The organism is Synechococcus sp. WH 8101 (assembly GCF_004209775.1).
Lineage (GTDB): Bacteria > Cyanobacteriota > Cyanobacteriia > PCC-6307 > Cyanobiaceae > Synechococcus_C.
In genome coordinates this window covers 754,598-780,256 of sequence record NZ_CP035914.1, presented here as the reverse complement: position 1 = coordinate 780,256, position 25,659 = coordinate 754,598, and the positions used below count along the sequence as shown (strand labels likewise).

Genomic DNA, 25,659 nt, shown 5'->3' with positions numbered 1-25,659 from the left:
GTCATTCATGAACGCCCGCCGCTGGCTGTTGCTGATCGGTGCGATCGGCGCCTTGATCGCGATGGTGGCCTGGATCGGCGAAATTGATCTAGGGATCGATGAATCCCTCCAACCTCCAGCGCAACAACAGTCGTGACGACAGATCAAGCAACCTATTTCGGAGCCAACGGCTGGTTGCTGGAAATCGGCGGCCTGCGGGTGCTGGTGGATCCCTGGCTGCGCGGTGATCTGGTGTTTCCGCCAGGCCCCTGGCTGCTCAAAGGAGAGCTACCTCAGGAACGGCCGATCCCCGAGGCACTCAATCTGCTGCTACTCACCCAGGGCCTGGCAGATCATGCCCATCCCGACACGCTGAAGCTGCTGCCGAAGACCCTCCCTGTCGTGGCATCACCAGCGGCAGCGCGGGTGGCCCAGCGTCTCGGCTTCAGCTCCATCACCAGCCTGCGCTCGGGCGAGCACACCTGCGTGGGAGAGCTCTCGATCCAGGCCACGGCCGGTGCTGCGGTGCCAATGGTGGAAAACGGCTACTTGCTCGATTGGCCTCAGGGGTCGCTCTACCTCGAGCCCCATGGCGTGCTCGATCCCACGCTGCCGAAGCGGGCGGTCGACACGGTGATCACGCCGGTGGTGGATCTGGGCCTGCCCCTGCTGGGTGACTTCATCACCGGCGCCAAAGTACTGCCCGCACTGATGCAGCGATTCCAGCCGCAGCGTGTACTCGCCAGCACCACCGGCGGCGATGTGCGCTTCAGTGGCCTGATTAGCGGTCTGTTGCAAGGGAGTGAAAAGACCGACGCCATGCCGACATGGTTGGAGGGATGCCAAGTGGTGGTGCCGAATCCAGGCATCGCAATCCCGCTGACGCACTCGGCGACGAAAGCATCAGCGGCGGGGTAAAAAGAAACGAAGCCCCCGCCATGGCCATGCAACAGGTGCTCGAGCAGCTCTCGTTTGAGACCCATGGCCAGGGTTTCACGCGCCTCGATCCACAACTGAATCAGTGGCTGGCGACCACTGGCATCGACACCGGCGTTCTCCACCTCACCTGCCTTCATACCAGCTGCAGCCTCACGATCAATGAAAACGCCGACCCGCGGGTACTCGAAGACCTAGCAGCCTGGATGGAGGCCGTGGTTCCTCAGGACGGCCATGGCCCAACGACAGCGAACGGCCAGCGCCATCGCTACCGGCATGACGACGAAGGCAACGACGACATGCCGGCCCACATCCGCACCGCGCTGACGACTCAGGCCATGAGCCTGAGCGTGAGTGGAGGCCGACTGCTGCTGGGCACCTGGCAGGCGGTGTATCTATGGGAACACCGCGCCATGCCCCATCGCCGACGGATTGCCTGCCATTTTGTGGGTGAACAGCGACAGACCACTGGAGTCTGTCAGCTCCCCAAAGCATGAAGCAATTGACCGCAAAAAACTAATCTTCCAAGGCTGAAATAAAGCACAAGCAGCACAACCTAGGAGTCGAACCACACAATCCAAAAGCCTTATCACTAGACAAGATAACCGCCCCTCAACCGCAGATCACCGGCAGCATCTTCTACGACAGCCATTAGGTCATTACGTTGATAAAGCAACACATCATCTCCACGATTGGCAAGCCTTAGACCGGCACTCCCAGACCCTAACTGAATACGGTCTTTCCCGTCTTGAAAGTCTTCAATAATAGTGTATCCAACACCTCGAACAATCCGGAAAGTATCTCGACCACCTTGCCCCCAAACCCTGTCTTTGCCGCCGCCACCGATGAGGAGATCGTTACCACCTCCTCCGTAGAGGCGGTCATTGCCCGCATCACCATTGAGGGTGTTTCTGGCTCTGTTGCCAGTAATCACATCATTGCCAGAACCAGCATTGACATTCTCGATGGAGATGAGTCGATCTCTGCCATCACCGGTGTTTTGCCAGCGGTTGGTGTTGAGGTTGATACGATTGGAAAGCGAGGAGAACTGAGCGGTGTCGCGCCCTGAGCCGCCGTTGATGATGTCGTTACCGAGGTTGCCGTAAAGCCAGTCGTTTCCGCTTTGACCATTGAGGGTGTTATGAGTACGACTGCCAGTGATCACATCATTGCCAGAACCAGCGTTGACGTTCTCGATGGAGATGAGTCGATCTCTGCCATCACCGGTGTTTTGCCAGCGGGTGGTGTTGAGGTTGATGCGATTGGAACGCGAGGAGAACTGAGCGGTGTCGCGCCCTGAGCCGCCGTTGATGGTGTCGTTACCCGAATATCCATAGAAGGTGTCATCGAGATCGCCGCCGAGCATCAAATCGCTTCCAGCATTTCCAAAGATTGATTGACCTTTGCTACTGTCCGCTGAGCTGTTGATCGCGAATGCTCCGATCCTGAGTAGAGAGTCGAACGCATTGTCGACCGCATCGACAACACCAAGAGAGAACTTGAAGGATCCTGATGTTTTTCCGCCAAAATCCTTCCCGCTCAGCGTGTAAGTGAAGCCGCCTTTTTTGCCGCCTCCGTCTGTCGTGTCGATACCTAAGGATGCAAGGCTGTAAACATTTTGATTAATCGCATAAAAGGCATAGTCTGCGTACGGCAGTGCATCTGTTGTGTTGAAGTCAAAGGTAAAGGTGATGGTGTCACCTGCTTTGCCGGTTCCGCTGGCCTGAAATGCTGATCCCTCTGTGGCATCGACCGCTTTTTGCGTGCCTTTGAGATTGGTGTCAAGTACACCTGCTTTCAGCCCGAGTTGGGCTTCGAGGCTGCTTTGCTCAATAGAGCCGGACTGGTTGGAGATGTTGATCGTGCTTCCGCCAGTTGCCGCGCCGAGATAGAGATGGCCGTCGACGTTTGGAGGTGGTGTGGGTTCAGGATCGGGAGTGGGATCTGGCTCTGTTGGTGCCTCGCTATCGCTTTGAATCAGAGCAAATGGATCGGCAACGCCACCATTCGCTGCCTTGACCATGCCTCCATATTCGACGGATCCCATCAGCAGCAGGCCCGCGACATGGGGAGCAGCCATTGAGGTGCCACTTAGGTAGGCCATTTGGCCACCTTGGTAATAGGAATAGACCCCTACTCCGGGCGCGGCCACATCCACATCATCGCCACCGCTGCTGTCGTCCCAGTTCGACCACCAGGGCATCTGGTAGACGTTGTCGACGGCCGAAACCGTATAAACGTTCGCGTGATCCCCAGCGCTTGCCGGTGAATAAAAATCTGCATCGTCACCACTATTGCCAGCCGCGATTGCGAATCTAATGCCCTGGTCGGCGGCATTCTTAACAGCTTTATCGAGGCCAGCGCTGTAGCCACCTCCAAGGCTCATGTTGATCACCACCTTCGACTTATCCAAGCCGTTGCTGTTAATAACTTGGGTTGCGTAGTTAATAGCATCGATAATCGTGCTATAGCTGGCCCCACCGCCACTGCTGTCGAAGACTTTCAGGGAGATCACTTCCGCGCCTGGCGCTACCCCGACCACGCCGTTGCCATTCGCCAGCGCCGCAATCGTGCCGGCCACATGAGTGCCGTGGCCGTTGCCATCGGTTAGTGCGCTTTCACCGCTGATCCAGCTTTTTGACCATGCGGCGTTGATGTTCAGATCACCGGTGGTGTTGAGCACACCAGAATCGATTACAAAGGCGTAGGTACCGGTACCGATGTTGCCCTTGGCGGAAACATCCACACCTCCCCAGACCGCTTTTACGCCATAGGGCAGTACTTCGCCGCTGCTGGCCTTGCCGTCGCCATAGCTGGGCAATGCACTCAGCACAATGCCGTATAGCCCTCGGATTCTTTGACCAGGTTGGTTGATGTGGCGGTTTACCCAAAAGTGATCGAGTCCGATGGCTTGATTCGGCTCGATTGCTTCGACATGTGTGAATGGATCAACAGGCCTTGTATCGACTGGTGGGCTTAGTGGGAATGGTTGGTCAACCTCAACGCTGCTGATGCCTGGGATTAGCCTTAATGCATCGGCCTGCTGTGGGGTGAGCCGGATGCTGAACCCATTGATGGCACCATAGAAGGCCGAAGGGGAGACGTCTATTCCTGCTGCTTGAAGCGCTGAAGCCGAGCGGCTAGTCAGACTGGTGCTGGATGATGGGCCTTCAAAGAAAACGTAATGCGCTTGGGGTGCTTCGCTTGTTGTGTGCTGGCTGAGTTCAATCTCTGGTGTTGATGGTCGATGCCGATCAAGCAAGTGCAGTTTTTTGTGCCGTTGCACGTGTTGGTTGAGGAACTCGAGAAGGTTTTGCATTAGACTCCTCCGGCAACGATATCAACACGGACTAGGTATTTACACTGATCACGTGTTGACGTTATTATTATACTCCTTGGTCAAGGGCCTTGAGGACCTTGACGAGAAACCTCACTGTTCTGTATTCAGCATAGCCCTGAAGAGCGAGCCTTCGCCATTCCTTCACCGCGAAGGACTCTGGGGATACCTAACAGGGAACAGCTTTTCACGCTTCTTTATTGAAAAATTCTACCTTCGACTCGATTCAGCAGTTGGCTCTGAGCTGCACCAGCAAGCCTGATGCAGAATTCCTAAGAGTTCATTTTGCCGATATCAGCATTTTTACCGATGCTTAATTGGCGCTAAACGGGTAAAATTGATTGTTGATAAAAGACTTTTGCAGTTGCTTCGTGGTTTGATTTAAGCGAGGTAGTTACCGCTGCGCTGAAGTTCACCAGCTGCGTCTTCAACAATAGCCATGAGATCACCACGTTGGTAGAGGAAGACGTCATCACCTCGGTTCTGCATCCTGAGTCCTGATGCACCTGAGCCAAGTTCAATTCGGTCTTTACCATCTTGAAAGTCTTCAATAATAGTATACCCAATACCTCGAACAATCCGGAAAGTATCTCGACCACCTTGCCCCCAAACCCTGTCCTTGCCGCCGCCACCTATAAGCACATCATTTCCACTACCGCCGTAGAGACGATCGTTTCCGGCCTGACCGTTTAAAGTATTAGCCAAACGATTACCCGTGACGACGTCCCGACCAGATCCAGCATCAACATTTTCAATCGAAATCAGCCTGTCTCTACCATCACCAGTATTCTGCCACTTAGTAGTATTAAGATTAATTCGATTGTTTCTGCCAGAGAACCGAGCAGTATCGCGTCCACGCCCACCGTTAATAATGTCATCACCTCTACGACCATAAAGGTAATCATCATGATCATAACCATGAATCGAATCATCTCGATCGCTACCATCGATATCATCTCGGCGCCGAGAACCAGCTAATTTTCTAGACGCGCCCGAAGTCCTTGACCCCTCAAAACGTTTACTTACAAAAGCAAAAACCCCATCCTTGTTAGGATCAGAATAAATCTCAACTTCAACGCGTCCATGCTCTCTTTCTTTCTTGATCAGTTTTCCATTTTTATACGTCCAACTCTCATCCCGATCAATAGACTCTCGCTCCCATCTGCCATCATCCCACTCCCATAGCCTCGTTACTACACCTTTGGAGTGACGAAATTTGTAGCGATCCTTGCGAGACATGAAGCCTCCTTAATCAACACACTCAAACTATCCAGAGCAACGTGAAGAACTCGTGAGGGACCGCCAGGCCACTCTTCACGACTTCCACACGACCAGCTCGTTAGAGAAGAAGCATTCGATATGACGTCCAAGCATCCACTCAATCATGACCCAAATCCCTGTGCTGGCGGCGCCTTTGGTCTCTGCCCTTCTTCTGATCACCGCGGGGCTCCCAGCAGCGATCGCTTCCCCCCACCGTGCCGCACCCTGCAGTGGCACCCTGAGCCAGCAGGGGTATCACCATGCGGAGCTCGACGGTATGGGGGGCCAACAAGTGCTGGTGGAGGCCTACCGCAATGGGCGGGAGGTGAAGCTCTTGGTCAACCCTGCCAACTGCAGCATTGTGCAGACCTGGACGGACGACTGATGCCACGACGCTCAGGCCAGAGGCAGCTCGACAACCATCCGACACCCCCCAAGCGTTGACGCACAAGCGCGGAGCGTGCCGCCATGGGCTTCAGCGATTCCCAGACTGATCGCCAAGCCAAGCCCAGTGCCACTCTCGGCTCGTGAGGGATCAGCCTGCCAGAAGCGCTCAAACACCAGGGCTCGATACTCTGGTGCAATACCTGGCCCCGAATCCTCCACGCTCACTTGCCCCAAACGGCCAGAGCGTTGCATCGACAGCACCACATATCCGCCTTCAGGGGTGAAGCGGAGAGCATTGACGATCAAATTGGTGAACAGCTGGTGGAGTCGATCCGGTTGACCGAAAATCTTTAGAGACGTTGCACGCAACTGCAATGTGAGACCAGCCTGTTCCGCAGTGGATGCATACAACTGCACAAGGTCATCCAGTAGATCAGCAAGATCAAAGACCCGCCAATCGTGACGGTTCTGCACAGCACGATCCAGCCGTGCCAGCAGCAACAGGTCTTGCACCAGGTGACTCATCCTCTCAGTCGCCTGATCAATGGTGTGAATCCGCTCCTGCACGACAGGAGCACATCCCTGCAATTCAGCACCTTGAACCAAACTGCCGATCGTGGCACGAATTGCGGTGAGGGGATGACGCAATTCGTGGGAAGCATCAGCCGTGAATTGCGTGAGCCGTTGAATCTGATCGCGAATCGGGCGCAACGATGTGGCGACCATCCATTGCGACGCCAAAGCGGAGATCACTGCCGCAGCGAGAGCACCAATCAACAAACCACCACGTAAACGCGCCAATTCGTCATCAGAGCTCGCGGAGGACAGGGCCACGCTGACATAACCACGCAGTTTCACACCGGCGTCTTGGCCAACACGGAGGAAAACCGGCTGCCAAAGGGCAAGGCCATTCTCAAGCTGGATCACGCGTTGTTGGCGACGATCACGGCGGGGAATCAGTGCAGCTCCTTTGGGTTGAAAACGGCCATACGTATCTAATGGCTGCAGATCAACATCCAACCACTCAATCCGCTTGTGCTGCAGATTGAGCCCCTCCGTATCAAGAACACCCTGACTGGCCCATTCATGATGGAGTTGCGGCATCGAGGTGTATTCCTCCGTTTCATGGAGGATCAAGGGCATCTGTGAGGTCGCCGCAGAGGCCAGCTGATTGAGCTGTTCGCGCAATAAACCCCGACGTGCATCAGCGACTTGTGCATACACAACGCCACCGAAGACCAGCAGCACAATGCCCACAATCACACCAAAGCGTCCTGTGAGACGCCATCGGATCAGGGTCAGATCAGGCTGAATGGAGGCCATTCATGCGAAAGCCCACGCCATAGACAGTCTCCACAAAATCGCTCGGGGCTCCTCGCGCAGCAAGCTTGCTGCGAATGTTCTTGACATGGGTTTTCACACTTTCTTCACCGGGCGTGTCCGACCAGCCCCATGCCGCATTCAACAACTGCTCTTTGGAACAGGTTTTGCCTTGCGCCTGAAGCAACGCCTCCAACAACAGGTGCTCCTTGGGAGTGAGTTGAAGATCAGCGCCGGCATACCAAGCCGTGCGTTGGTCGCGATCGAGCAGCAAGGCGCCCCAGGCCAACTCCTGGGTCAGGGGTCGACTCGCCCTCCGCAATAGCGCTGTGACCCTGGCCCTCAGCAACTCGGGATCAAAAGGCTTGACGATGTAATCATCAGCTCCATGATCGAGACCCGCCACCGTGTCGGCACTGGTATCCCGTGCCGTGAGCATCAGCACCAAAGGCTGATGCAAGGAGGATTGACGCAAGCGACGACAAACCTCAAGTCCATCCATCCGAGGCAGGTTGAGATCGAGGATCACCAAGTCGTAAACGGCGTCTTGAAGCATCGACCACCCCATCGCCCCGTCGGCTGCATCATCGGCCGCATGACCCCAATGGCGAATGAGATCGCAGATCGCACCCCTGATCACAGGGTCATCTTCGACGACAAGAAGCTTCATAGAACACGCAACGTCCGACGATCGCCCAATCGCCATCGCCTTCTGACCAGAGCATCAACCCTTGGTCGTAAAGAAAGCGTGAACGACTCGGAGATCTGACCACACAACGTGGTCTATTTTGAATTGAATGGAGCCAAGGAGACTCGAACTCCTGACCCCCTGCATGCCATGTAGAAGAGATATCAACCGAGATCCATTGCGACACAACTGCTTAGGGAATTTGTGTCAGTTTGTTTTGCGCCAAACCATGCGCCAAATTCAAAACCGCCTGGCCTAACTGGGTTCTGGCCATGGATGCTTCTGCCCGCAGGGTTGGGGCTGGCTTAGCTGGGCCAGGGCCCAGTGGAGCAGATCTGCTGCATGCTGCAGGGTGCACCCCTTTTGCGTCATAAGCTTTTGGTGGGCCAGCGCGGCGGCAACCGCCTGACCCGCGACCAGTCCAACCGGAATTGAACTGATGACTTCTGTCTATCCACGGCGCGCCCTGCCGTCACCCACATTGACTGCGGCTGCAACAGTTTTGCAGCGCACACCTGAACGCATCACTTGCACTGTGCCTTGGACAGTGAAAGATAAGTTGCAGCGTCGTGCTGATGAAGAAGGACGCTCGCTATCGGGATTGCTGGCGTTCCTTTTGGAACGCTCACTGATTGAATAGCTTTAGAATGAAAACTCAGACATTGTGAATCAAGGCGGGGGAGACCCCGCTTTTTTATTCCTCGTCCTCAAGGTCGCTGATGAGATCTGCGAGGTGAGTCATAAATGGGTAGGCTTCCATTTCTTCGGAGGTGATAACTGCGTCGAGCTGTTGATACAACTGCCACAGCACCTCCAAGCGGTCGGCGTTGGTCATTGGTGCTTTAATTGCTTTTGAGTTGGTGGTGCGCTAAGCGCATCGCTTCCAACGGATTCATGATACCACGTCAGGGGTGGTTGTCAATAAAAAACTCGCCATAATTTGGGTAACCGCTGCCACCCTTTGGCCCTTCCTGCATTACCCACAACACTCGCAGGGCACGCAATTCTCCAGCAACTCAAGGCTGAGGCTGCTGCTGAACGTCGTTCCATTGATGACGACTTGCCCCACCCCCCCGAGTGCCCACTTTCTAGTCCACAAGCCCGTCGCGCTGCCCATCATGCCTGACCTAGATCAACAGATTGCTCAGGCTCATCACGATCTAGAAGCGGTCGAGATGGAAGCTAAAAAGCTAGAAGCCAGACTCCGCAGGATCCCAGGTATGGAGCGGCTTCTGCCGAATCGCAACTACGGCCGCCCGGTCAACATAGAAGCGATCAAAGGGAACCTTACCGCTCGGGGGTTGGTCAATTCCTACGATGAACCTCTGGCGAGTTACTTAGGCATCAACTCAGGCAGTGCTCGCATTGCAGAGGAACGTGCAGAGGCACGCAAAATGGCAGCCGAAGCCATGCGGCTCCGCGTTGAACGCTTGCAGCAACAGAACGCAGCAGCGCAACAGCAACGCGAGCGTTACGCCATCGCTGGTGTCAATCCCGTCAACGGTCGGAGGCTTGGGTCATGAGGCGCCTCACCCGTTCTCATCCATTGCTCGGTTGGCTGAAACTTGAAGGGCGCGACTATCAAGTCACGCTCGACAAACTCATCGAAGAACGCGACCGCGAAGACAACCCAGAAAACTCAGGCCCAGCGCCTGCGTTCATTGAGTGGGTTTGGGGTCAGCAGCTACCAGCACTTGCAAAACGTGACTTCTACAAAAATCAGATCATGCAGGCAATCGACAGCAAACAGGATCGGATCAATTCTCTACAAGAACAGATCCGCAGGCAGGCCGGAGCCCTGCAAGAAGAGGCCGCACTGATTGCCATTGAACGCCTGCGGCTGCTGGAGGTACTCGATGGCACGGAACACGACGGAGGCGGCGCCTGATGGCTTCCACTGTCACCAGAACGTTCATCGAGCGGGTGCCGCAATCCTTCCAGGACCTGCATCTCCAATGGTGGCAGCACAAACACTCAGGAGGCAGCACCCTCCTAGGTCGCGCTGTGAGCGGCGGGATCCTGTCCGCACCACCACCACAACCTGATGACTTCCGCCGTGTGATCCATTGCGTGTGGTGCTGGAAGGCTGGCGCGATCAAGGATCTGTGGTGTGAGCAGCACCCAGCGGAATGGGCGGAAGTTCAAGAACGCCTCGCGCTGGAGGGCAAACCATGGTGAAGAGCACCCGAGCGGAAGCAGCAGCCCGGCAGGCGTGGGTGTTGCGGGAGCTGTCGCTACTCCGGCCCAGAGTCGAGATCAAGACGCACCTGACTGAAGTAGAGGGGGTCAGCCCAAGAACAGCAGACCGCTACATCGAGAAAGCTCAGAAACAGCTCCTAGCAGGCATCAGCGCAACGCAGCGCGATGAGCTGCTCAGTCAGATGATCTCCACGTTGCAGAGCACGGCAAGGCGTTGTGCTGCGTCCGAGCGTTTTGGGGAGACGGTGGCTTGCGTGAAGTTGCTGGCTCAGCTCACCGGCCTGCTGGAGCGCGGTTGACGCAGGATTTGGCGCATCAATGGGCATCCTTAGGCAGAGCTGCTCAGTTGCTGGAACGTGACTGAACAGATTGACCTTCTGCTACTCAGGCAGAGGGTTGATTCGCCACCTCCAGCCAGACATCTGCATGACAGGGTTGATCCAATGGGCAGGTGCAGGCCAGATCAAAGCCAGCAAGCTCCCGCCTTGCCAGTGCCACCAACTCAGGATGATGGTGTAGGTGTTCGCGGAACATCGCCACAGCCTGCGAGGCATCGGCAGCCTCAATGCCGACCCTAAACGGATTTCCCCATCGAGATGGCCGCGTAACCCTTTTGCTGTTCGGCGGGTTGGGTTGGAAGTAGTTGCCAATTCTGAAGCGGTTGGGATTTCGGCTCACCATTCGTCGCCGTCCTCCATCTCGTAGGGGAGTCTCTCTTGGATGGGAAGGGAATTGCTGACATCCCAGTCCAGCAAAGGGGTTTGGTTCGTTCCCGATAGTATTCCCGTGGAGATCTCGGGATTCCCACCTGCAGGGCCTGGGAACTGGCCGGGAAGTCGCCACTCCCCTTGCGCCGCAGTGCTTTTACTTAAATTCCTTCCTTCTTCTTCAAGAGCTTTATTAGGAGAAAGCCTCTGAAGCTCACCTGGAGCAAGCGCGTAACAACCCGGCTTGGGCTTGACAACCCGCCTTGGCGTCATCTTCCCGAGTGTGTTGTCTACGGTCTTAGCAGTTTTACCATGCGCTGCAAACACCTCATCAGCTAACCCTTTGCGGCTGAGGTGTCGCACACCTCGCTGATGTGCATCCCAGAGGATCTGAATAATCGCGTCCTCGCAGGTGCCCACCTTCGCGGTCCCATATGCCAGGTCGTAACCCCCATCCTCTCGGTTCAGGCTGAAGGTCAGCTTCCTTCGCGGATCCACTACGGCAGCGCGGTCCTTTTTGAATTCCGCAGTAACGCCTGTAAACCGCCCATCGGGATCCGTCGCTGGCATCAGGTGAACAACCATGGATGGCTCTTCCTGCCAAGCTTTCGCACCGCTCGCAGAACCCTTTACAAAGCCGTCATGACTTAGAAAGGTGATATTGCAACCGGTTGGCTGGCAAACGATCTCCCGCAGATAGGAAAGCATCGCTTTAACACTTTCGTTACTGGCGTAGCTCCAGCCTGCACGAGAGCTAACCGATTTGGCGCTGTCAATAACGACAAAATCAATCAGCTTGGCTTGGATGAACTGCTGCAGCCTGATCACGCCATTGATGCTGGCATCCCATGCCTGATGACCTTGACCAGGCTCGTGGCCCCACACCCAGATTCGTTGATCAGGGTGCCCAGGCTTGAAAACAGGGTCAAGAGGGTCAATTGCCAGATCCTCCAATGCTTTCTTGAAGGTGGCATTACCTCCATCGGTTGCAATGAACAGCGCTCGGCCAGGTCGTTCTGGTGGACTTTCACGATCCAGCAGATTCCTGCCATTTGCAAGAGCGTATGCAATGGCCGCGAGCAGGGATGTTTTGCCGGTTCCTGCTGCCCCATAGAACAGGCTTACATCACCCCTTGGGATCCAGCCATCCAGCAGGTAAGTGAGTTGCTCCACGTGCGCCAGATCAACGGAATCATGTTGTGCATTTGACTTGACCAATGTCCCTTGGCTTAAGAGTCGAAACAACCTGCCGTTGATTTGTTCATCGGTAAGGCGGAAGCAAGTTTTCAATTCTGATCGATGCTCCATCTCCGCATCTTCGTCGCCAGATGTGATTGCATCCAACGTCGCCCTGACTAGCTCGTTGTAGGTAAGTTCAGAAGACATTATCTTGTCCTCCCATGTTCAACACTTCGCCTAGACAATTCCTTCTGAACAAATTGGCATCAGCTTGCTGATAGCCCAGTGTCTTGAGCTTGAGCTGCACCGCTTTGGCGTATCGCCGCCAAGATTGATCGGAACTCGCCAGGGAGTTCAGCTTTACCAGCAGTTGCGGTCCCTGCTGGGATGCAGTGTCAATAGCGCGGAAGTAGTGCTTCAGCTCATCTGGGGTGCAATGAATGAATTCAGGACACCGCATTGCCTCCCGATAGACAGCGAGGAATTGCAGAAGATCAGATCGTGCGATCAGCTTCAGTGAGCGTCGCCTGCGAATACGTCTCGAAGGCCCACTGCCTCGCTTAGTTGGCTTTGGGCGATGTAGCTGGAATTGATGGGCTGCGCCGTCGTAGCCCACTCCAGTTCGAGTCAACGCCCAGTCAGTGCCATTGATGCTGACAACGTCTCCGATTCGGAGGTGTTCTGGTGGGCTGAACCGCGAACCGAGGTGGCAAAGGATCAGCTCATCATTAAATCGGCAGTCTCCATCGCTATTGCGCCCGCATATTGGGCACGGCATGCGCTTGGACGATCGAGTCAACATGCCGCCCACCCGAGACAATCTGGCGCATGCTTTGGCGCATCGCTGAGATAGCAACTGGCCCTGCTCCCAGTGCCAGAGTTAGATCTCAAGGAATCAACCCGCTGCAGGTGAAGCAGAGGGTCAGCTAACCTGAGTCCGGGGTGGAACAGGCCCTCGCCATTGGTGGGGGTCATTCTCTTTACCTAACCTCAGTGACAGACACTTCTTCGACTCGCTCAGACAGAGCGCGACGGAGGCACATTGCTTTGTACTTCACGTCATCAGCGTCACCATGCCAGCTCTCAAATAGCACCATCTCATCATTCATCAGCTCTGCAATCTTCCGGCCAGGCTTTACCCAATAACACCCAGGCATTGACCCATCACGATCAACACGAAAGCCACAGCTGAGTAGAAACCTTTGGGCTTCCAGGAACTTCATGCCCCAACCTCCTGCAGCTCACGCAGGACGGCCTCAGCCTTGCGAGCCATCATTCCGCGATGATGGAAAGCCTTCCTAACAGCATCAACATTCCAGAGGATTGCAGCGCTGCGAGAGGAACCGAGCATGTAATCCTCACCACCGACAAGGAAGCCACCGTGAGAATCACGACAGCGCTTCAGATGGTTCTGACTGCAGCCAATCGCCACAGCAGCCTGAGGCGTTGGCAGCCATTGCTGAGAGGTGCTCATGAGCCCACCTCCTCAAGCTCAACGTCTTCGAGGTCACAGCAAAAGATAGCTGGCTCGGTTGCATCCAGTCCGCAAATAGTATCGTCAGATAGAACAACTTTGACAGAATCCGTCAATTCGCCACTGAGCTTAGGAGCCAGCTCTTCTTCAATGAAGCAACCTATAACCGATTGAGCTTCGCTTGCCCAGCTCTCATTAGGGTCTCGGTAATCCTTGGTTAACTTCTTCCATTTCGCCTCTGTCGCCAAGACGGAGAGCTTGACTTCGACAGTGAATGTGAGGCGTGCCGCGATGGCTTTGGAGGTCGCAGACATTGGAGTTGGTTCGTTTGAAACGACAAGCGCACCATGCGGACAGTTCGCAAAAACGGCGCCACCCTCCTAATCCCTACTCCGCCCTGTTATCCGTCAAACTCACTGCAAACACTGCAAAGGCAAAATCAGATAAATAAGTTACTCTTAACTGCTCTGACTTTATTCATAAGTGCACCCAGGGGGTGCAAGGTGCACCTAGGCAGCCACAGGGTGAACCCCTTGGTTGTATCGATCCACGGCAGCCTCAAGGCTGGCCTCATCCGTCCATTGCCCGTAATGCTTCAGGTGAGTGGCAACGTTGTGCCCCATCAGCGCTGCTGCGATTCTTGGGTGCATGGGGTTAGCGCTGCAGCAGTGTGCCCGCCACGCATACCCATGCCGCAGTGAATAGGGCGTGACCCCTGGGCACCGCGCCACCAATGCCTGCCATGGCTTGTAGCGCTCCAGCTTCTGGCGGAAGTCAGCTCCAACGTCCTGGAACTTGCCCTTCTGCTCCACCAGGGCGATCTGAGTGCGGATCGACTTAGGCAGCTTCACTAGCCCACTGGCATAGAGCTGCAGCAGGCGCTCACCCTCACCCTCACGACCTGCAATATCAATGGGCTTCACCAGCCGGGCTGGTTTGGCTTTGCTGCCCAAATTGCTGCTGTTGCGCTTCACGTTGCCCACATAAGCCTTGCCATCACGCACTTGGAGCACAGCCAGCTCAGCAGGTCTTAGACCGAACAGACCCACCAGCCCAACCGCCAGCCGCAGCTCATGCTCACCATCGGCCTCCAACTGATCCAGCAGAGCTGCCAGATCCTCTGGCATGACCGGCGGCGTCAGGTGATCGGCGGCTGAAGTCTCGGCTGAACCAATCAACTCATTGATCTTTGCCTTGCTCGGTGGGTAGAACCTTGTCGGCGCTCCGCACTCATCGACTGCATAGGTGAGAAAGCGGGCCACGTCGAGAAGATTGCGCTTCCGGCCTACGCCGCCAGCAGGGCAGCTCTCGAAGAACTTACTGGCATAGGTGCGCATTAAGGACGCACCATCCCGAGGCGCCGGCTTCGTCTGCAATGCCTGCAGCGTTCGCTCGACCCTTGCGGTCAAATCGCGGAGTGTTGAGCTGCGCCTGCCGTCTTGTGACTTCAGGAATCGAGCGGCGACCTCTGGCCAGCCCGCAAAACCTTCCTGGGTAGCAGCAGGGCCTGACAGCAGCTCAGTGTTGAGCTTGTGCGCATCCTGCAGGCTGAGGTTGCGCTCCTCCATCAGGCTGCGCAATTGGCCAACGGTTGCCAGGATCGCGGTTGCATTGGTGGCCTTCCACTCCAGAGGCATCACCACGCTGGAGCGGGTGCGATCCTCCCAGATCCTTGTGAGCTGACACCGTCCGATCGGGTTGCGGCTGCTGGCCCCAATCTCCCGCACGCTCCAACCCTTGCCGTGCTGCTGGCGAAGCTGCAGCCGCAGGAGGTCGAACCATTGCTGACGGGGTGCCATGCGCCAAACGTGCGCCAAATGCGCCAGAGGAGGGCAGAAAACCAGCTAAGAAGCGGGATCTGTGTCCCCACCATCATGCGCCAAACCATGCGCCAAACAAGCGCAAATGGGTGCATCTGGGTGCACCTGACCCTCTGCAGTTCTTGCGCCAGAACCTCGAAACCCCTGTCTCTGACTGGGTTTTCTCAATGGAGCCAAGGAGACTCGAACTCCTGACCCCCTGCATGCCATGCAGGTGCTCTACCAGCTGAGCTATGGCCCCATGAACGGCGGTGATGCCCTTGGGCTCGTGCCGTCGTCGTGTCGAAGCTTACACCGCCGCAGGCCAGACCCTGCCGCCCATGCGCTCAGCCTTCAGACCTGACGCCAGACCGCCATGAGCTTGCCCTGCACTTGCACCTGATCGGCGGGCAGTTCGATCGGCGCATAGGCCGGGTTGGCCGCCTCCAAACGCACGGTGCCACCATCGCGATGGAAATGCTTGAGGGTGGTGCCGCTCCCCGGCACCAGCGCACTCACAATCACCCCCTGCCGCAATCGACTGGGATCCGTCACGGGCTCCATTAACACCACATCGCCATCAGCGATGTGCGCCTCCACCATCGAATCGCCATTCACGGTGAGAGCGAACAGACCTCTGGTTTCCAGGAGAGGAGCGAGATCGAGGCGCTCCTGGACGTCATCAAAGGTCTCCACCAAGCCACCGGCCGCCACCGCTCCCAGCACCGGAATCCCGGAGGCCATGCCTCCGAGCAGCTGAAGCGTGCGCGCCTGCCCCTCCTGCCAGGTGATCCAGCCCTTCTGCTGCAGGTGGCGCAAGCGACTCTGCACAGGAGCGGGAGATCGCAACCCCATGGCCTGCATCATCTGACGGATGGAGGGGCTGTGGTGATGGCTGCCGATGTAATCAGCGAGCCAGTCGTACAACTCCTGCTGAGCGGACGTAAGAGGCTCGGGGGATCCGGATGGCACTGACCAGACAATCACGCGTCAATACATTTGTACCTCTCAATAGTGCCGCTGGCAAGACCCGGCGTGAGTCACTAGAGGCCACCCATCAGGCAGGCCAGCAACGCTTGCTGCGCATGCAGGCGATTTTCTGCCTGATCAAAGATGCGGCTCGCCTCACCCTCCATCACCCCGGCGCTGATTTCTTCACCGCGGTGAGCAGGCAGACAATGCAAAACGATCGCGCGGGCATCCGCCTTCGCCAACAGGTCTTCGTTGAGACAGAAACCCTGGAAAGCGCGCTCCCGTTCCGCCTGTTCTTGTTCCTGCCCCATGGACGCCCACACATCGGTGTAGAGCGCTTGGGCTCCGCGCACCGCAGCGACGGGATCGCTGGTGACGCTGATCTCCGCACCATCCACCGCCAGCGCCCTGGCCTGATCAAGCACACCAGGCAGCGGCTCGAATCCCTCAGGGCAACCGATGCGCACGTTCACGCCCAGGAGCGCACCGCAGAGCATCAGGGAATGGGCCACATTGTTGCCATCGCCCACATAGGCGAGGGTCTGGCCCTGCAGGTCACCAAACGCCTCCTGCATGGTGAGGAAATCGGCGAGGGCTTGGCAGGGATGCTCCAGATCGGTGAGGGCATTCACCACGGGGATCGTGGCCCAGTGGGCGTAATCCACCAGCTCCTGCTGGGCGAAGGTGCGGACCGCCAGCACATCACAGAAACGGCTGAGTACACGGGCCGTGTCTTCGAGCGGCTCACCCCGGCCCAACTGGGTCACCTGAGGGTTGAGATCTACGGTCTGCCCCCCCAGGCGGGCCATCGCCACCTGAAAGCTGACGCGGGTGCGGGTGGAGGCCTTGGTGAAGATCAGGCCCAGCACCCGATTACCCAGGTCGATGCGACGGTCACCGCATTTGAGCTGTCGGGCCAGCTCCAGCAGAGCAGCGGTCTGCTCAGCGCTGACATCCGCAGAGGAAAGGAAATCTCTGCCCTTGAGAGGAGAGAGAACGGAAGCAACGCCGGAGCTTGCGGCGACCATGGCGATCGTTCAAAGAAGTGTTATCGGGGACGGGAGCGCCTCCCGTCAAGCCTCAGGCCGCGACGGGAGCGTGGTCCGGCATGACACTGGCGGCGAGCATCTCCTTGAGTTCATCGCCTTCGATCACCTCTTTTTCGAGAATTTTCTGGGCGATGGTCTCCAACAGCGCCATGTTGTGGCGCAGGATCGCCAGGGCCGTGTCGTGGGCTCGATCCACCAGACCACGCACCTCGCGGTCGATCGCCTGGGCCGTAGCGTCACTGACGGTGCGACGGGGGTTGTTGTTGCCGCCGAGGAAGCGTCCGCCGCCCTGTTTGTCGTAGGCGAGCGGACCGAGTGTTTCACTCATGCCATAGGTGCCCACCATCTGTTCAGCGATGTCGGTGGCGCGCTGGAGATCATTGGCAGCTCCGGTGGTGATCTTGCCGAACACGATCTCCTCGGCGGAACGTCCACCCAGCAAGGTGGCAATCTGGCCCTCCAGATCTTCGCGGGAGTTGAGGAAGCGCTCTTCGGTGGGGAGTTGCAGGGTGTAGCCGAGGGCGCTCATGCCCCTTGGCACGATCGAGATCTTCGCCACCTTGCTGCCTCCGGGCATCAGATGGCCAACGATCGCGTGGCCAACCTCGTGATAGGCCACAACCTTTTTCTCGTCGTCTTGGAGCACCCGACTCTTCTTCTCCAGGCCTGCCACCACCCGTTCAATCGCCTCACCAAGATCCTGCTGCTCCACCTTGGTGCGCTTGGCCCGCGCCGCCAGGAGCGCCGCCTCATTCACCAGGTTGGCGAGATCGGCACCGGCGAAGCCACTGGTGGCCTGGGCGATGCCATCAAGATCCACCCCATCAGCGAGCTTCACTTTTTTGGCGTAGATCTCAAGGATGGTTTTGCGACCGGAAAGGTCGGGACGGTCGACCAGCACCTGACGGTCGAAGCGGCCAGGACGCAGCAGCGCCGCATCCAGCACCTCCGGCTGGTTGGTGGCCGCCAGCACAATCACCGGTTTGTCTTTGGAGGCAAAGCCATCCATTTCTGTGAGCAACTGATTGAGCGTTTGCTCGCGCTCATCGTTGCCACCGACCACACCCATGGAGCCGGAGCGACTCTTGCCGATGGCATCGAGTTCGTCGATAAAGATGATGCAGGGCGCGTTTTTCTTGGCCTGCTCGAACAGATCACGAACGCGAGCGGCACCCGCCCCCACAAACAGCTCCACAAATTCAGAGCCGCTGATAATGAAGAAGGGCACACCCGCCTCGCCGGCCACCGCTTTTGACAGCAAGGTTTTACCGGTGCCCGGCGGACCCACCAGCAGCACCCCCTTGGGAATGCGAGCGCCGATCTCGGCATAACGCTCGGGGGTCTTGAGGAAATCAACGATTTCGGTCAGTTCGTCCTTGGCCTCATCCACCCCGGCCACATCGGCAAACGTGACCCGCGACTGCTCATCGGGCACATACACCTTGGCCTTGCTCTTGGTGAAGCTCAGGGCACCCTGGGCACCGCCAGCCCCCATGGAGCGCCGGGCGAAGAACTGCAGCACCAGGATGAAGATCAGCGGCGGCACCACCCAGCTGAGGATCGTGGTGAAGATGTTGGGTTTCTTCGGCGGTGCAGCGGCGAACTCCACCCCCTTGCTTTCAAGCCGCTGAGGCAAATCCATGTCGAAGATCGGCGTGGTGGCCAGCACCGAGGGCGCCCCTTCCTCGGGATTGGCCAGCTCGTAGCGGATCTGATCCTGGGTGATGTAAGCGCGCTTCACAGCACCGTCATTCACCTGATCGATGAACAGGGAGTAGGGCACCCGCGGCACCTGCATGCCGGGATTGGGAATGAAGCTGCTGAAGAGCAGCAACACCCCGAATCCGATCAGCACCAGGTTGATGATTCCGAAGCGCCGATTCGGCCTGTTGTCATCCTCTCGAATCGGCATGGCGACAGTCGACTGGTCCCCCAAGCTAGGGGGGCCACCCCGGATGCCCGCCACCGGCCAGGGACGGAGAACCGAACGCGATTGTGACAATGACGTTTGAACCGACGCGCCGGAAACGCACCAGTCGACGCAGTCGCGAACGGATCTACCAGCTGCTGCTGAGCCTGTGCCTGCTGGTGTTGGTGAGCTTCGCCTTCCCCTGGCTCTCCTGGCTGGGAACGGTGGGCTACTCCCTGATCGCCCTGCTGCTGACCCAACTGCTGGTGATCCGCAAAGCGCGGCGCACCATGAGCGATCGCCTGTTTCAACTCCTCGGCATCGTGGCCCTTGGTTCGCAACTGCTCTGGTTGATCACACCGCTGCGCTGGGTGAACACCGGCGTGCCCCTGGTATTGAGCTGGAGCTTGCTCACGGGATGGAGTGTGGTGCGGCTGGTGAAACGCCTGTCCCGCGAAACGCGGGTGAGCCGGGAGATGCTCATGGGGGCTGCGGCCGGTTACCTGCTGCTGGGCCTCACCGCCGGTTTGGTGATGAGTGCTGTGGAAACCATCCAACCGGGCAGTTTCGAACCGCTGGATCTCTCCACCGAACAGCTGCGCGGCACCGACGCCACCCTGCTGCTCTCCCCAGGGTTGTTCGCGAAGATCAATTACTTCGCCTTTGTCTGCCTCACCACCCTGGGCTTCGGCGACATCAACCCGATGCTTCCCTTGTCACGCATGATCTCGGTGAGCACCGGCATCGTAGGGACCCTTTATCTGGCGGTGGTGATGGGGGTGCTGATCAGTCGTTACACCGGTGAACTGGAGGATCGCGACGATTTGGAAGACCAGGATCTCGACGAGCTCTGAATCGAGCGGCTTACAGCGGCAGCACTAGGGCCTGAACCACAGCATCACGTTCGAGCCATTGCAGGGTCTGGTCCTGGAGCGGGATCACCTGATCCATCGCCGTGAATCCCAGCTCGCCGAGGGGGGTGCGCGCTGCAAGGCCCCCCAGCAGTTTCGGGGCGATCACCACCGCCAGCTCCTGCACGCAGCCCTGCTGCAATGCAGCCGCAGCCAAGGCCGATCCACATTCCCAGAGCACCCGGTTGCAACCGCGTGATGCCAGCTGCTCTAGCAAAGCCAAGGGTTCGCAGCGTTGCAGGGCCGTGGCCATGACTCCGGCGGCGCCAAGCGCCTCCAGCAACGGACCGCTCTCGCCATCGACTGCTTCCACGGCTGGCCCAGAGGCCAGCAGGGTGGGGGCCTCGGCCGTGTTCCAGAGCCTGGCTGCCGCAGGCAGATCGAGGGAGCGACTCAGCACCACTCGCAACGGTTCAGGTGTGCGCAGTCCGCGGCTCGTGAGCAGGGGGTCATCGGCACGCACGGTGCCGCCCCCCACAATCACCGCATCGCAGTGGGCCCGCAGGCGATGCACCCAGGCGCGCGCAGCAGCGCCACTGATCCACTGGCTGGCGCCATTGGGCAGGGCCGTGCGGCCATCCAGGCTCATCGCCCACTTGAGAAGCCCCCAGGGGCGCCCGGTCTTGACCCGATGCACAAAGGCGCGGTTCTGGTGGGCCGCCTCGGCCTCGAGCACCCCGGGGATCACCTCCACGCCGGCATCACGCAAACGCTGCAGGCCACCGCCAGCCACGCGAGGATCGGGATCGTTGAGCGCCACCACCACCCGGCGGATCCCTGCCTGGATGACGGCTTCGGTGCAAGGAGGGGTGCGGCCGTGATGGCAACAGGGTTCGAGGGTCACCACAAGCGTGCCGCCCTTCGCGCGCTCGCCGGCCTGGGCCAAGGCCCCCACCTCGGCGTGGGGGTCACCTGCCCGGGCGTGGAAGCCCTCCCCCGCAAGGGTGCCAGCGGCATCGAGCACTACGGCGCCCACCAGGGGGTTGGGGCTGGTGTGACCGTCGGCCAAGGCCGCCAGCTGCAGGGCCCGGCGCATCCAGGGAATCCAACGCTCGCTCAAACGTGCCAGACACACAAACCGCACCACCATCATGGTGGACCCAGTTAAATTCGACTTAGTCGACTAACCAAAGCGAGGGTTGGAGCGGGCGCCATGCGGAAGGTCAACATGCACGAAGCGAAAACCCATCTCTCGCGGTTGGTGGACGAAGCCGCCGCGGGGGAAGCCTTCCTGATCTGCAAGGCAGGACGCGCGCTGGTCCAGGTGACCGCTCTGGATGCCACGGCATCCAGCACCAAGCAGAAATCCCGCCTTGGCCTACTCAAGGGGCATTGCCAGGTCCCCGATGACTTTGACCAACTGGGCGACGACGTGATCCCCGAGTTGTTTGAAGGCCGCTGAGAACGATGCAGTTGCTGCTCGACACCCACCTGCTGATTTGGGCTATGGGCTCACCCGAACGTCTGGACCCAGCCCTGGTGGCCATGATCGAAGACCCACGCAACACACCGGTGTTCAGCGTGGCCAGCCTCTGGGAAGTGGTGATCAAACAGGCGCTGGGCAAACCCGATTTTCAGGTTCAACCAGAGCTGTTGCGACGGGCGCTTCTGGAAGGCGGTTGGCGGGAGCTGAGCGTTCAAAGCCATCACGTGCTGGCTGTTGCGCAACTCCCGCCCCTCCATCGCGATCCTTTTGATCGGCTGCTGGTCGCCCAGGCACAGACCGAAGGACTGCTGCTGACCACCGCAGACGAGCAACTCAGTCGCTACCCGGGCCCGATCCGCAGGATGTGATCAACCGAGAGGCTCCGTCTGCACCTCACGCCATTCACCCACCACGTAGGGAGGCACGGGCAGCTCATTGAACACTCCAGGCAGGAACAAACGCAGCGGCCGGTTGTTGCTGAGATCGTTGAGCAGGGGATCGAGGGCGAACTCGGCAGCTGCCTCACGACCATCGCTGGCCAAGACGGAATTCTCAAGGGTGATGTCATCCAGCTGCCACTCCTTCACGCCGGCCTGCACAAGCAGCGGGGCGGGATGCTCGAGCCGCAATTTGCCGGGATAGCCCACGATGCGCAGCACCACAGGATTGCCAGGCTTCCCGGTGCGGTAAGCCACCGCCTGCCAGCTCTGATAGTCGAGATCGCGCAGGCTTTCGAGGCTGCGCACCATCGGCGCACCATTCTCATCCTGATGCTCATGCACCTGGGCGATCGCCGCCCCTGGCGTGAGCAACACCAGCATCACCGCCGCCAGAACGGACACCAGCAGACGCCGCAACACACCCATCAAGCCCAGGAGAAGTGCCCCCATCATCGGTGCCAGGCCGGCGCGATGGTGCTGGCGTGGAAGCTGATTTGATTACCCGCGTTCAGCCCCGGGGATCCGCTGCCAGTCGGTGTGGGTGGCCCAGAGTCCCCAGATCGCCATCGCCCGCAGGTAGTGGCAGGCGCGGAAGGTATTCACCGCTGTGATCGCTTCGGGGGTGCGGAACTGCAGCCCGCCTGCATACACCTGGTTCACCACGGCGGAGGTAATCGCCAGGGCGGTGCTGGTGTCGTCCATCAAGCGGTAGTAGCTAGCGATGCCGAAGTTGATCCCCGTCCACACCTCGAGCGGATGGGTGCCTTGGGGATCGAGCGGGGTGCCATCGCGGCGCAGGCCGTTGGCCACCCCGAGGCGGCCGCCCTGGAACTTCTCAAAGCAGCTTTCCTTCACAGCCTTGAGGGTGCTGCGGCAGTTGGCATCACTCACCACCGCTGGCAGCTTCAGCAAACGAGCGTAGAAATCACCGCAGAGCTGATCGGCCATCACCACCGGTGTGCCGCTCTCAGCATCGATGTCGTAGTACTCACCGTTCCAGAGCAGCGTGTCGAAATTGGCGCGGGATTGCTCCAGCCAGGTGCTGAAGGTGTGCTGCTCGGCGGCGGTGTCCAGGCCCGTGGCCAGCTGCAACTGCTGCCCCATCGCCAGGGCCGCCTCCAGGGCCGCAATCCAGAGGGCGCCGCAGTAGGCGCTCACACCCTTGAGCGGCCAATCGTCAAAGGTCTGATCCGGGGCGCCGCCGTTGTCGGGCAAGCCATCGTTGTTGATGTCGAAGCCTTTGAGATAGATGAGGGCTTCCACGGCCGCGGGCCAACACTCCGCCAGAAAGTTGATGTCTTCGCCGCTGGGCGACAGCTTGAACGTGCGCCACACCTGGAGCACATAGTCGCTGGCCAGGTCTTTCCAGAGATTGCAATCCTGATAGGCGGTGTAGTTGGTGGCATCCCAAGGCTGCTCATTCGGTGCCCCCAGATCGTGGGGGGTCGCCCCCTTCACCTTGCGGTCGGCCTCCACGCGCCCTTTGCCCTGGGTGAAATACCAACCAATCGGCCGCTGCGTGGCATCGGCCGCTGGGATCGCCCGGGCAAAACTGCGCAACACCGCCTTATCGAGTTCCGGCCAGAGCTGCAGCAGCGCCAAGGATCCATAAAGGCGCACATCCAAACTTTCATACCAGGCGTAGTCGATGCACTCGAGAACGCCGAAGCGACCGTAGGGATCCGTGGGCGTCGCCGCGCTCCACAAACTGCCGCCGCTGCAGAGGTCATAGAGCTCGTTGAAGAGAGCCATCCGCACCGGTTCCGGCAGATCACTGCGCTCCAGCACCGGCTGCTGCCAAGCCTCGATCTGCTGCTTCCACTGCGACCAATCGCGCAGCGCTTCGGCGGCGATCGCCGCGGCCTGATGGCCTTCTGCGCCAAAGAAATCGGTGTAGCGGCGCAGCGCACTGCTGCCTGTCGCAAAGGCCGTGACCGGCAGATCCCAACTGATCACCACCGGAATCTCGATGCTCTGGCCCGGTGCCAACTGACACTGCACCGCCAGGGCGGCACTGAGGGGATCGTTGTGGCCGCTGCGGCGGTCGTTGTTGCTATCGGGAATCGAGCCGTTAGCGCGGAAACTGCTCCAGAGCTCGTTGCCATCACCGTGGGGATTCCAACGGCTGCAGCGATGAATCGTCACCCCCGGCTGTTGTGCAGTGGCGATGCACCACTGGCCCTCGCCTTCGGCGATCGGAGTGGAGACGTTCCCCTCCAGGACCACGCCTTGAAGGGCACCATCGTCAACCCAGCGGTTGCGCTGCCCATCGGTCTTGCCGATCGCAGGAGCGTAGTTGTGCTCCGGGCTGCCATCGTCCCGGAAGTGCACCTCGGCGGAAGCATCGGTGTTGGTAAACCAGCCGGTGGTGTTGCGCCAGCTCAACAGCAACGACAGATCCAACGGCTTGGTGGTGGGGTTGCGCAAGGTCCACACGAACACAGCTACCGGGTAGCTGGTGCGCTGATAATCCCCCGGCACGATGGGGCTGAAGGCTTCGCAGCGCACCTCGGCGTCATACACGCCCTCGTAACTGGTCCAGCTCAGGGGATAGCGGGAGGCATAGGTGCCGGTGCAGCGCTCGGGCGTGCTGGCGGGATACCAATCCCAGGCGGCCAGGGGCTCACCACCATCCGGACGCGAGGCATCCGCCCCGGGTTTCACCGCCAGGGCATGGGCCCTCGTGCTGCTGCCATTCCGTTCAAACAGAGCGAATTGGCAATCGGGCAGCACACCGAACCAATGCTCACCGCCATCGAGATGCCAAAGGTTGAAGCTGCCATCGGGAGCGCGGCCGAAACAGCCCGCTCCAAAGCCCCCCAGTGGCATGCCGTGGTTAGGGCCATCATCGAGGTTGCTGGCGTAGCGAACCGTGTAGGGGCGATCCCAACCGAGGCCGAACGGCCGGCTCCAGCTCGCCTCGGGCGGCTGCCAACGCTTGGCTTGCTTGCGACGGCCCAGCAGCGAACGCAGAGCAGAGAGTCCGAGCGGCGCCATGGAGAGGCAGAAAGTCGCCCCAGCCTGCCAGAGCTGAGGCGACAAGCCAGAGGGGCTCAGATGAACACTTGGCTCACCGTGCTCTCCAGTACATGGCCCGAGGAAGCGACCAGCTCAGCGTGATCACTCATAAACGCTTCCATAATCCCGGGCTCGGCCTGCATCACAGCACAAACCTTGGTGGGATCCTCTTTACTCACGCCCCGATACAAGGAGGTAATGCCAGCCGCTGCCTGCAATGGCTTCGAGGCGTCATAGGTCGCCACCCATTCAGCAAAGCTCTTGTTAATGGTGAACGTGAGCACGTGGGTTTCGATCATCAGCGAATGCCTGAGCGCATGAAGCGCGCGGAACTTATCACTGATTCTCAGAAGGGCCGGTCAGAAGCCATCGTTCATTTTTGAGCCAGCGGTGGTTTCCGCATCGAGCAAAGTATCCAAGGTCACCGCCGTGCGCACCAGAGCCTGGTAGCGCTGTAACAGGCGCCGATTGCGATCCAACCAGCGGGCCGCATCAGCAGGTGCCTCGGTGCTGGAGCCAGCAGTGATCCCCACGGGACCTTCCCCATCCATCAGCTCCAGGTCGCCCTGCTGGGCGATCAGGGCCAGTAGGAGTTCATGCAAGCGTTGACGCCGCTCTCGGCTCTGCACCCTCTCCTGCGCACTCTCCATTTCAATTTCAATCGACATC

At 58.8% G+C, this 25,659-nt stretch carries 29 protein-coding genes, 1 tRNA gene and 1 pseudogene; 11 read left to right on the top strand and 20 right to left on the bottom strand.

Features of this window, described 5'->3' with window-relative positions:
- The first annotated feature begins 7 nt into the window (after positions 1-7).
- From SynWH8101_RS14495 to SynWH8101_RS03905, 3 genes and pseudogenes are all read left to right on the top strand, one after another.
- Positions 8-136 (top strand): hypothetical protein, encoded by a 129-nt coding sequence (locus SynWH8101_RS14495; protein ID WP_255423176.1) that lies wholly within the window; start codon positions 8-10, stop codon positions 134-136.
- Complete coding sequence (locus tag SynWH8101_RS03910; protein ID WP_130128647.1) at positions 133-897, top strand: MBL fold metallo-hydrolase; 765 nt, start codon at positions 133-135, stop codon at positions 895-897. Before SynWH8101_RS14495 ends, SynWH8101_RS03910 begins: the two co-directional genes overlap by 4 nt.
- Before the next feature lie 20 nt (positions 898-917).
- Positions 918-1,376, top strand: a pseudogene (locus SynWH8101_RS03905) (secondary thiamine-phosphate synthase enzyme YjbQ); the annotation flags it as partial.
- A gap of 131 nt (positions 1,377-1,507) precedes the next feature.
- Here SynWH8101_RS03905 and SynWH8101_RS03900 read toward each other — a convergent pair.
- Entirely contained in the window at positions 1,508-4,234 is a 2,727-nt protein-coding gene (locus tag SynWH8101_RS03900) for a S8 family serine peptidase (protein WP_130128645.1), read from the bottom strand.
- 399 nt (positions 4,235-4,633) lie between these two features.
- On the bottom strand, positions 4,634-5,491 hold the full coding sequence (locus SynWH8101_RS03895) for a hypothetical protein (protein ID WP_130128644.1): 858 nt from the start codon (positions 5,489-5,491) through the stop codon (positions 4,634-4,636).
- 145 nt (positions 5,492-5,636) lie between these two features.
- On the opposite strand from SynWH8101_RS03895, the gene SynWH8101_RS03890 reads away from it, so the two are divergent.
- Complete coding sequence (locus SynWH8101_RS03890; RefSeq protein WP_130128643.1) at positions 5,637-5,897, top strand: hypothetical protein; 261 nt, start codon at positions 5,637-5,639, stop codon at positions 5,895-5,897.
- 11 nt (positions 5,898-5,908) lie between these two features.
- On the opposite strand, the gene SynWH8101_RS03885 is transcribed toward SynWH8101_RS03890, so the two are convergent.
- Entirely contained in the window at positions 5,909-7,222 is a 1,314-nt protein-coding gene (locus SynWH8101_RS03885; RefSeq protein WP_130128642.1) for a HAMP domain-containing sensor histidine kinase, read from the bottom strand.
- A complete protein-coding gene (locus SynWH8101_RS03880; protein WP_130128641.1) occupies positions 7,203-7,889 on the bottom strand; it encodes a response regulator transcription factor in 687 nt (228 codons plus the stop codon). The genes SynWH8101_RS03885 and SynWH8101_RS03880 overlap by 20 nt, the downstream gene beginning before the upstream one ends.
- A 457-nt stretch (positions 7,890-8,346) precedes the next feature.
- Here SynWH8101_RS03880 and SynWH8101_RS14585 point away from each other — a divergent pair, with 457 nt between their 5' ends.
- Positions 8,347-8,547 carry a hypothetical protein gene (locus SynWH8101_RS14585; protein WP_130128640.1) on the top strand — a complete coding sequence of 67 codons (201 nt, stop codon included), beginning with the start codon at positions 8,347-8,349 and terminating at the stop codon, positions 8,545-8,547.
- Positions 8,548-8,601: 54 nt separating this feature from the next.
- Here the strand turns inward: SynWH8101_RS14585 and SynWH8101_RS14000 are convergent, their stop codons facing one another.
- Complete coding sequence (locus SynWH8101_RS14000) at positions 8,602-8,742, bottom strand: hypothetical protein (protein ID WP_165380913.1); 141 nt, start codon at positions 8,740-8,742, stop codon at positions 8,602-8,604.
- 283 nt (positions 8,743-9,025) lie between these two features.
- Here SynWH8101_RS14000 and SynWH8101_RS03870 point away from each other — a divergent pair, with 283 nt between their 5' ends.
- The 3 genes from SynWH8101_RS03870 to SynWH8101_RS03860 all read left to right on the top strand — a co-directional run bounded on the left by SynWH8101_RS03870 (position 9,026) and on the right by SynWH8101_RS03860 (position 10,405).
- Positions 9,026-9,430 carry a hypothetical protein gene (locus tag SynWH8101_RS03870; protein ID WP_130128639.1) on the top strand — a complete coding sequence of 135 codons (405 nt, stop codon included), beginning with the start codon at positions 9,026-9,028 and terminating at the stop codon, positions 9,428-9,430.
- A complete protein-coding gene (locus tag SynWH8101_RS03865) occupies positions 9,427-9,795 on the top strand; it encodes a hypothetical protein (RefSeq protein WP_130128638.1) in 369 nt (122 codons plus the stop codon). Before SynWH8101_RS03870 ends, SynWH8101_RS03865 begins: the two co-directional genes overlap by 4 nt.
- Positions 9,796-10,078: 283 nt before the next feature.
- A complete protein-coding gene (locus SynWH8101_RS03860) occupies positions 10,079-10,405 on the top strand; it encodes a hypothetical protein (RefSeq protein ID WP_130128637.1) in 327 nt (108 codons plus the stop codon).
- A gap of 85 nt (positions 10,406-10,490) precedes the next feature.
- Here SynWH8101_RS03860 and SynWH8101_RS14580 read toward each other — a convergent pair whose 3' ends face one another.
- The 10 genes from SynWH8101_RS14580 to ftsH form a co-directional block, all read right to left on the bottom strand.
- Complete coding sequence (locus SynWH8101_RS14580) at positions 10,491-10,787, bottom strand: DUF4326 domain-containing protein (protein WP_130128636.1); 297 nt, start codon at positions 10,785-10,787, stop codon at positions 10,491-10,493.
- A complete protein-coding gene (locus SynWH8101_RS03850) occupies positions 10,781-12,199 on the bottom strand; it encodes an AAA family ATPase (RefSeq protein ID WP_130128635.1) in 1,419 nt (472 codons plus the stop codon). The genes SynWH8101_RS14580 and SynWH8101_RS03850 overlap by 7 nt, the downstream gene beginning before the upstream one ends.
- Positions 12,189-12,608, bottom strand: a complete 420-nt coding sequence (locus SynWH8101_RS13990) for a hypothetical protein (RefSeq protein ID WP_165380911.1) — start codon at positions 12,606-12,608, stop codon at positions 12,189-12,191. The genes SynWH8101_RS03850 and SynWH8101_RS13990 overlap by 11 nt, the downstream gene beginning before the upstream one ends.
- Positions 12,609-13,211: 603 nt before the next feature.
- Positions 13,212-13,466 carry a hypothetical protein gene (locus tag SynWH8101_RS03845; RefSeq protein ID WP_130128634.1) on the bottom strand — a complete coding sequence of 85 codons (255 nt, stop codon included), beginning with the start codon at positions 13,464-13,466 and terminating at the stop codon, positions 13,212-13,214.
- The gene (locus SynWH8101_RS03840) at positions 13,463-13,780 is read right to left on the bottom strand and encodes a hypothetical protein (RefSeq protein ID WP_130128633.1); all 318 of its coding nucleotides are present in this window, start codon (positions 13,778-13,780) and stop codon (positions 13,463-13,465) included. Before SynWH8101_RS03840 ends, SynWH8101_RS03845 begins: the two co-directional genes overlap by 4 nt.
- 195 nt (positions 13,781-13,975) lie before the next feature.
- The gene (locus SynWH8101_RS03835) at positions 13,976-15,265 is read right to left on the bottom strand and encodes a site-specific integrase (protein WP_130128632.1); all 1,290 of its coding nucleotides are present in this window, start codon (positions 15,263-15,265) and stop codon (positions 13,976-13,978) included.
- Between the two features lie 189 nt (positions 15,266-15,454).
- Positions 15,455-15,527: transfer RNA gene (locus SynWH8101_RS03830), tRNA-Ala, on the bottom strand.
- 92 nt (positions 15,528-15,619) lie between these two features.
- Positions 15,620-16,237, bottom strand: coding sequence for a transcriptional repressor LexA (gene lexA, locus SynWH8101_RS03825; protein WP_130128631.1), 618 nt, complete (start codon positions 16,235-16,237; stop codon positions 15,620-15,622).
- A 71-nt stretch (positions 16,238-16,308) separates the two neighbouring features.
- Complete coding sequence (gene argF, locus SynWH8101_RS03820) at positions 16,309-17,265, bottom strand: ornithine carbamoyltransferase (protein WP_130128630.1); 957 nt, start codon at positions 17,263-17,265, stop codon at positions 16,309-16,311.
- A 52-nt stretch (positions 17,266-17,317) separates the two neighbouring features.
- Positions 17,318-19,198, bottom strand: a complete 1,881-nt coding sequence (ftsH, locus tag SynWH8101_RS03815; RefSeq protein WP_130128629.1) for an ATP-dependent zinc metalloprotease FtsH — start codon at positions 19,196-19,198, stop codon at positions 17,318-17,320.
- 89 nt (positions 19,199-19,287) lie between these two features.
- Between ftsH and SynWH8101_RS03810 the strand changes: the two genes are divergently transcribed.
- Positions 19,288-20,049, top strand: coding sequence for a potassium channel family protein (locus SynWH8101_RS03810; RefSeq protein ID WP_130128628.1), 762 nt, complete (start codon positions 19,288-19,290; stop codon positions 20,047-20,049).
- A gap of 10 nt (positions 20,050-20,059) precedes the next feature.
- Here SynWH8101_RS03810 and ribD read toward each other — a convergent pair whose 3' ends face one another.
- On the bottom strand, positions 20,060-21,142 hold the full coding sequence (gene ribD, locus SynWH8101_RS03805) for a bifunctional diaminohydroxyphosphoribosylaminopyrimidine deaminase/5-amino-6-(5-phosphoribosylamino)uracil reductase RibD (RefSeq protein ID WP_370587021.1): 1,083 nt from the start codon (positions 21,140-21,142) through the stop codon (positions 20,060-20,062).
- A gap of 117 nt (positions 21,143-21,259) precedes the next feature.
- Here ribD and SynWH8101_RS03800 point away from each other — a divergent pair, with 117 nt between their 5' ends.
- Both SynWH8101_RS03800 and SynWH8101_RS03795 read left to right on the top strand, forming a co-directional pair.
- Positions 21,260-21,508 carry a type II toxin-antitoxin system Phd/YefM family antitoxin gene (locus tag SynWH8101_RS03800; protein WP_130128626.1) on the top strand — a complete coding sequence of 83 codons (249 nt, stop codon included), beginning with the start codon at positions 21,260-21,262 and terminating at the stop codon, positions 21,506-21,508.
- Between the two features lie 5 nt (positions 21,509-21,513).
- Positions 21,514-21,900 carry a type II toxin-antitoxin system VapC family toxin gene (locus tag SynWH8101_RS03795; RefSeq protein WP_130128625.1) on the top strand — a complete coding sequence of 129 codons (387 nt, stop codon included), beginning with the start codon at positions 21,514-21,516 and terminating at the stop codon, positions 21,898-21,900.
- Here the strand turns inward: SynWH8101_RS03795 and SynWH8101_RS03790 are convergent, their stop codons facing one another.
- The 4 genes from SynWH8101_RS03790 to SynWH8101_RS03775 all read right to left on the bottom strand — a co-directional run bounded on the left by SynWH8101_RS03790 (position 21,901) and on the right by SynWH8101_RS03775 (position 25,658).
- On the bottom strand, positions 21,901-22,398 hold the full coding sequence (locus tag SynWH8101_RS03790) for a DUF3122 domain-containing protein (RefSeq protein WP_174719536.1): 498 nt from the start codon (positions 22,396-22,398) through the stop codon (positions 21,901-21,903).
- Between the two features lie 72 nt (positions 22,399-22,470).
- Positions 22,471-24,969 (bottom strand): GH116 family glycosyl hydrolase, encoded by a 2,499-nt coding sequence (locus SynWH8101_RS03785; protein WP_130128624.1) that lies wholly within the window; start codon positions 24,967-24,969, stop codon positions 22,471-22,473.
- Positions 24,970-25,025: 56 nt separating this feature from the next.
- On the bottom strand, positions 25,026-25,286 hold the full coding sequence (locus SynWH8101_RS03780; RefSeq protein ID WP_130130327.1) for a DUF3764 family protein: 261 nt from the start codon (positions 25,284-25,286) through the stop codon (positions 25,026-25,028).
- A gap of 63 nt (positions 25,287-25,349) precedes the next feature.
- Complete coding sequence (locus tag SynWH8101_RS03775; RefSeq protein WP_254428038.1) at positions 25,350-25,658, bottom strand: hypothetical protein; 309 nt, start codon at positions 25,656-25,658, stop codon at positions 25,350-25,352.
- Position 25,659 lies beyond the last annotated feature (1 nt).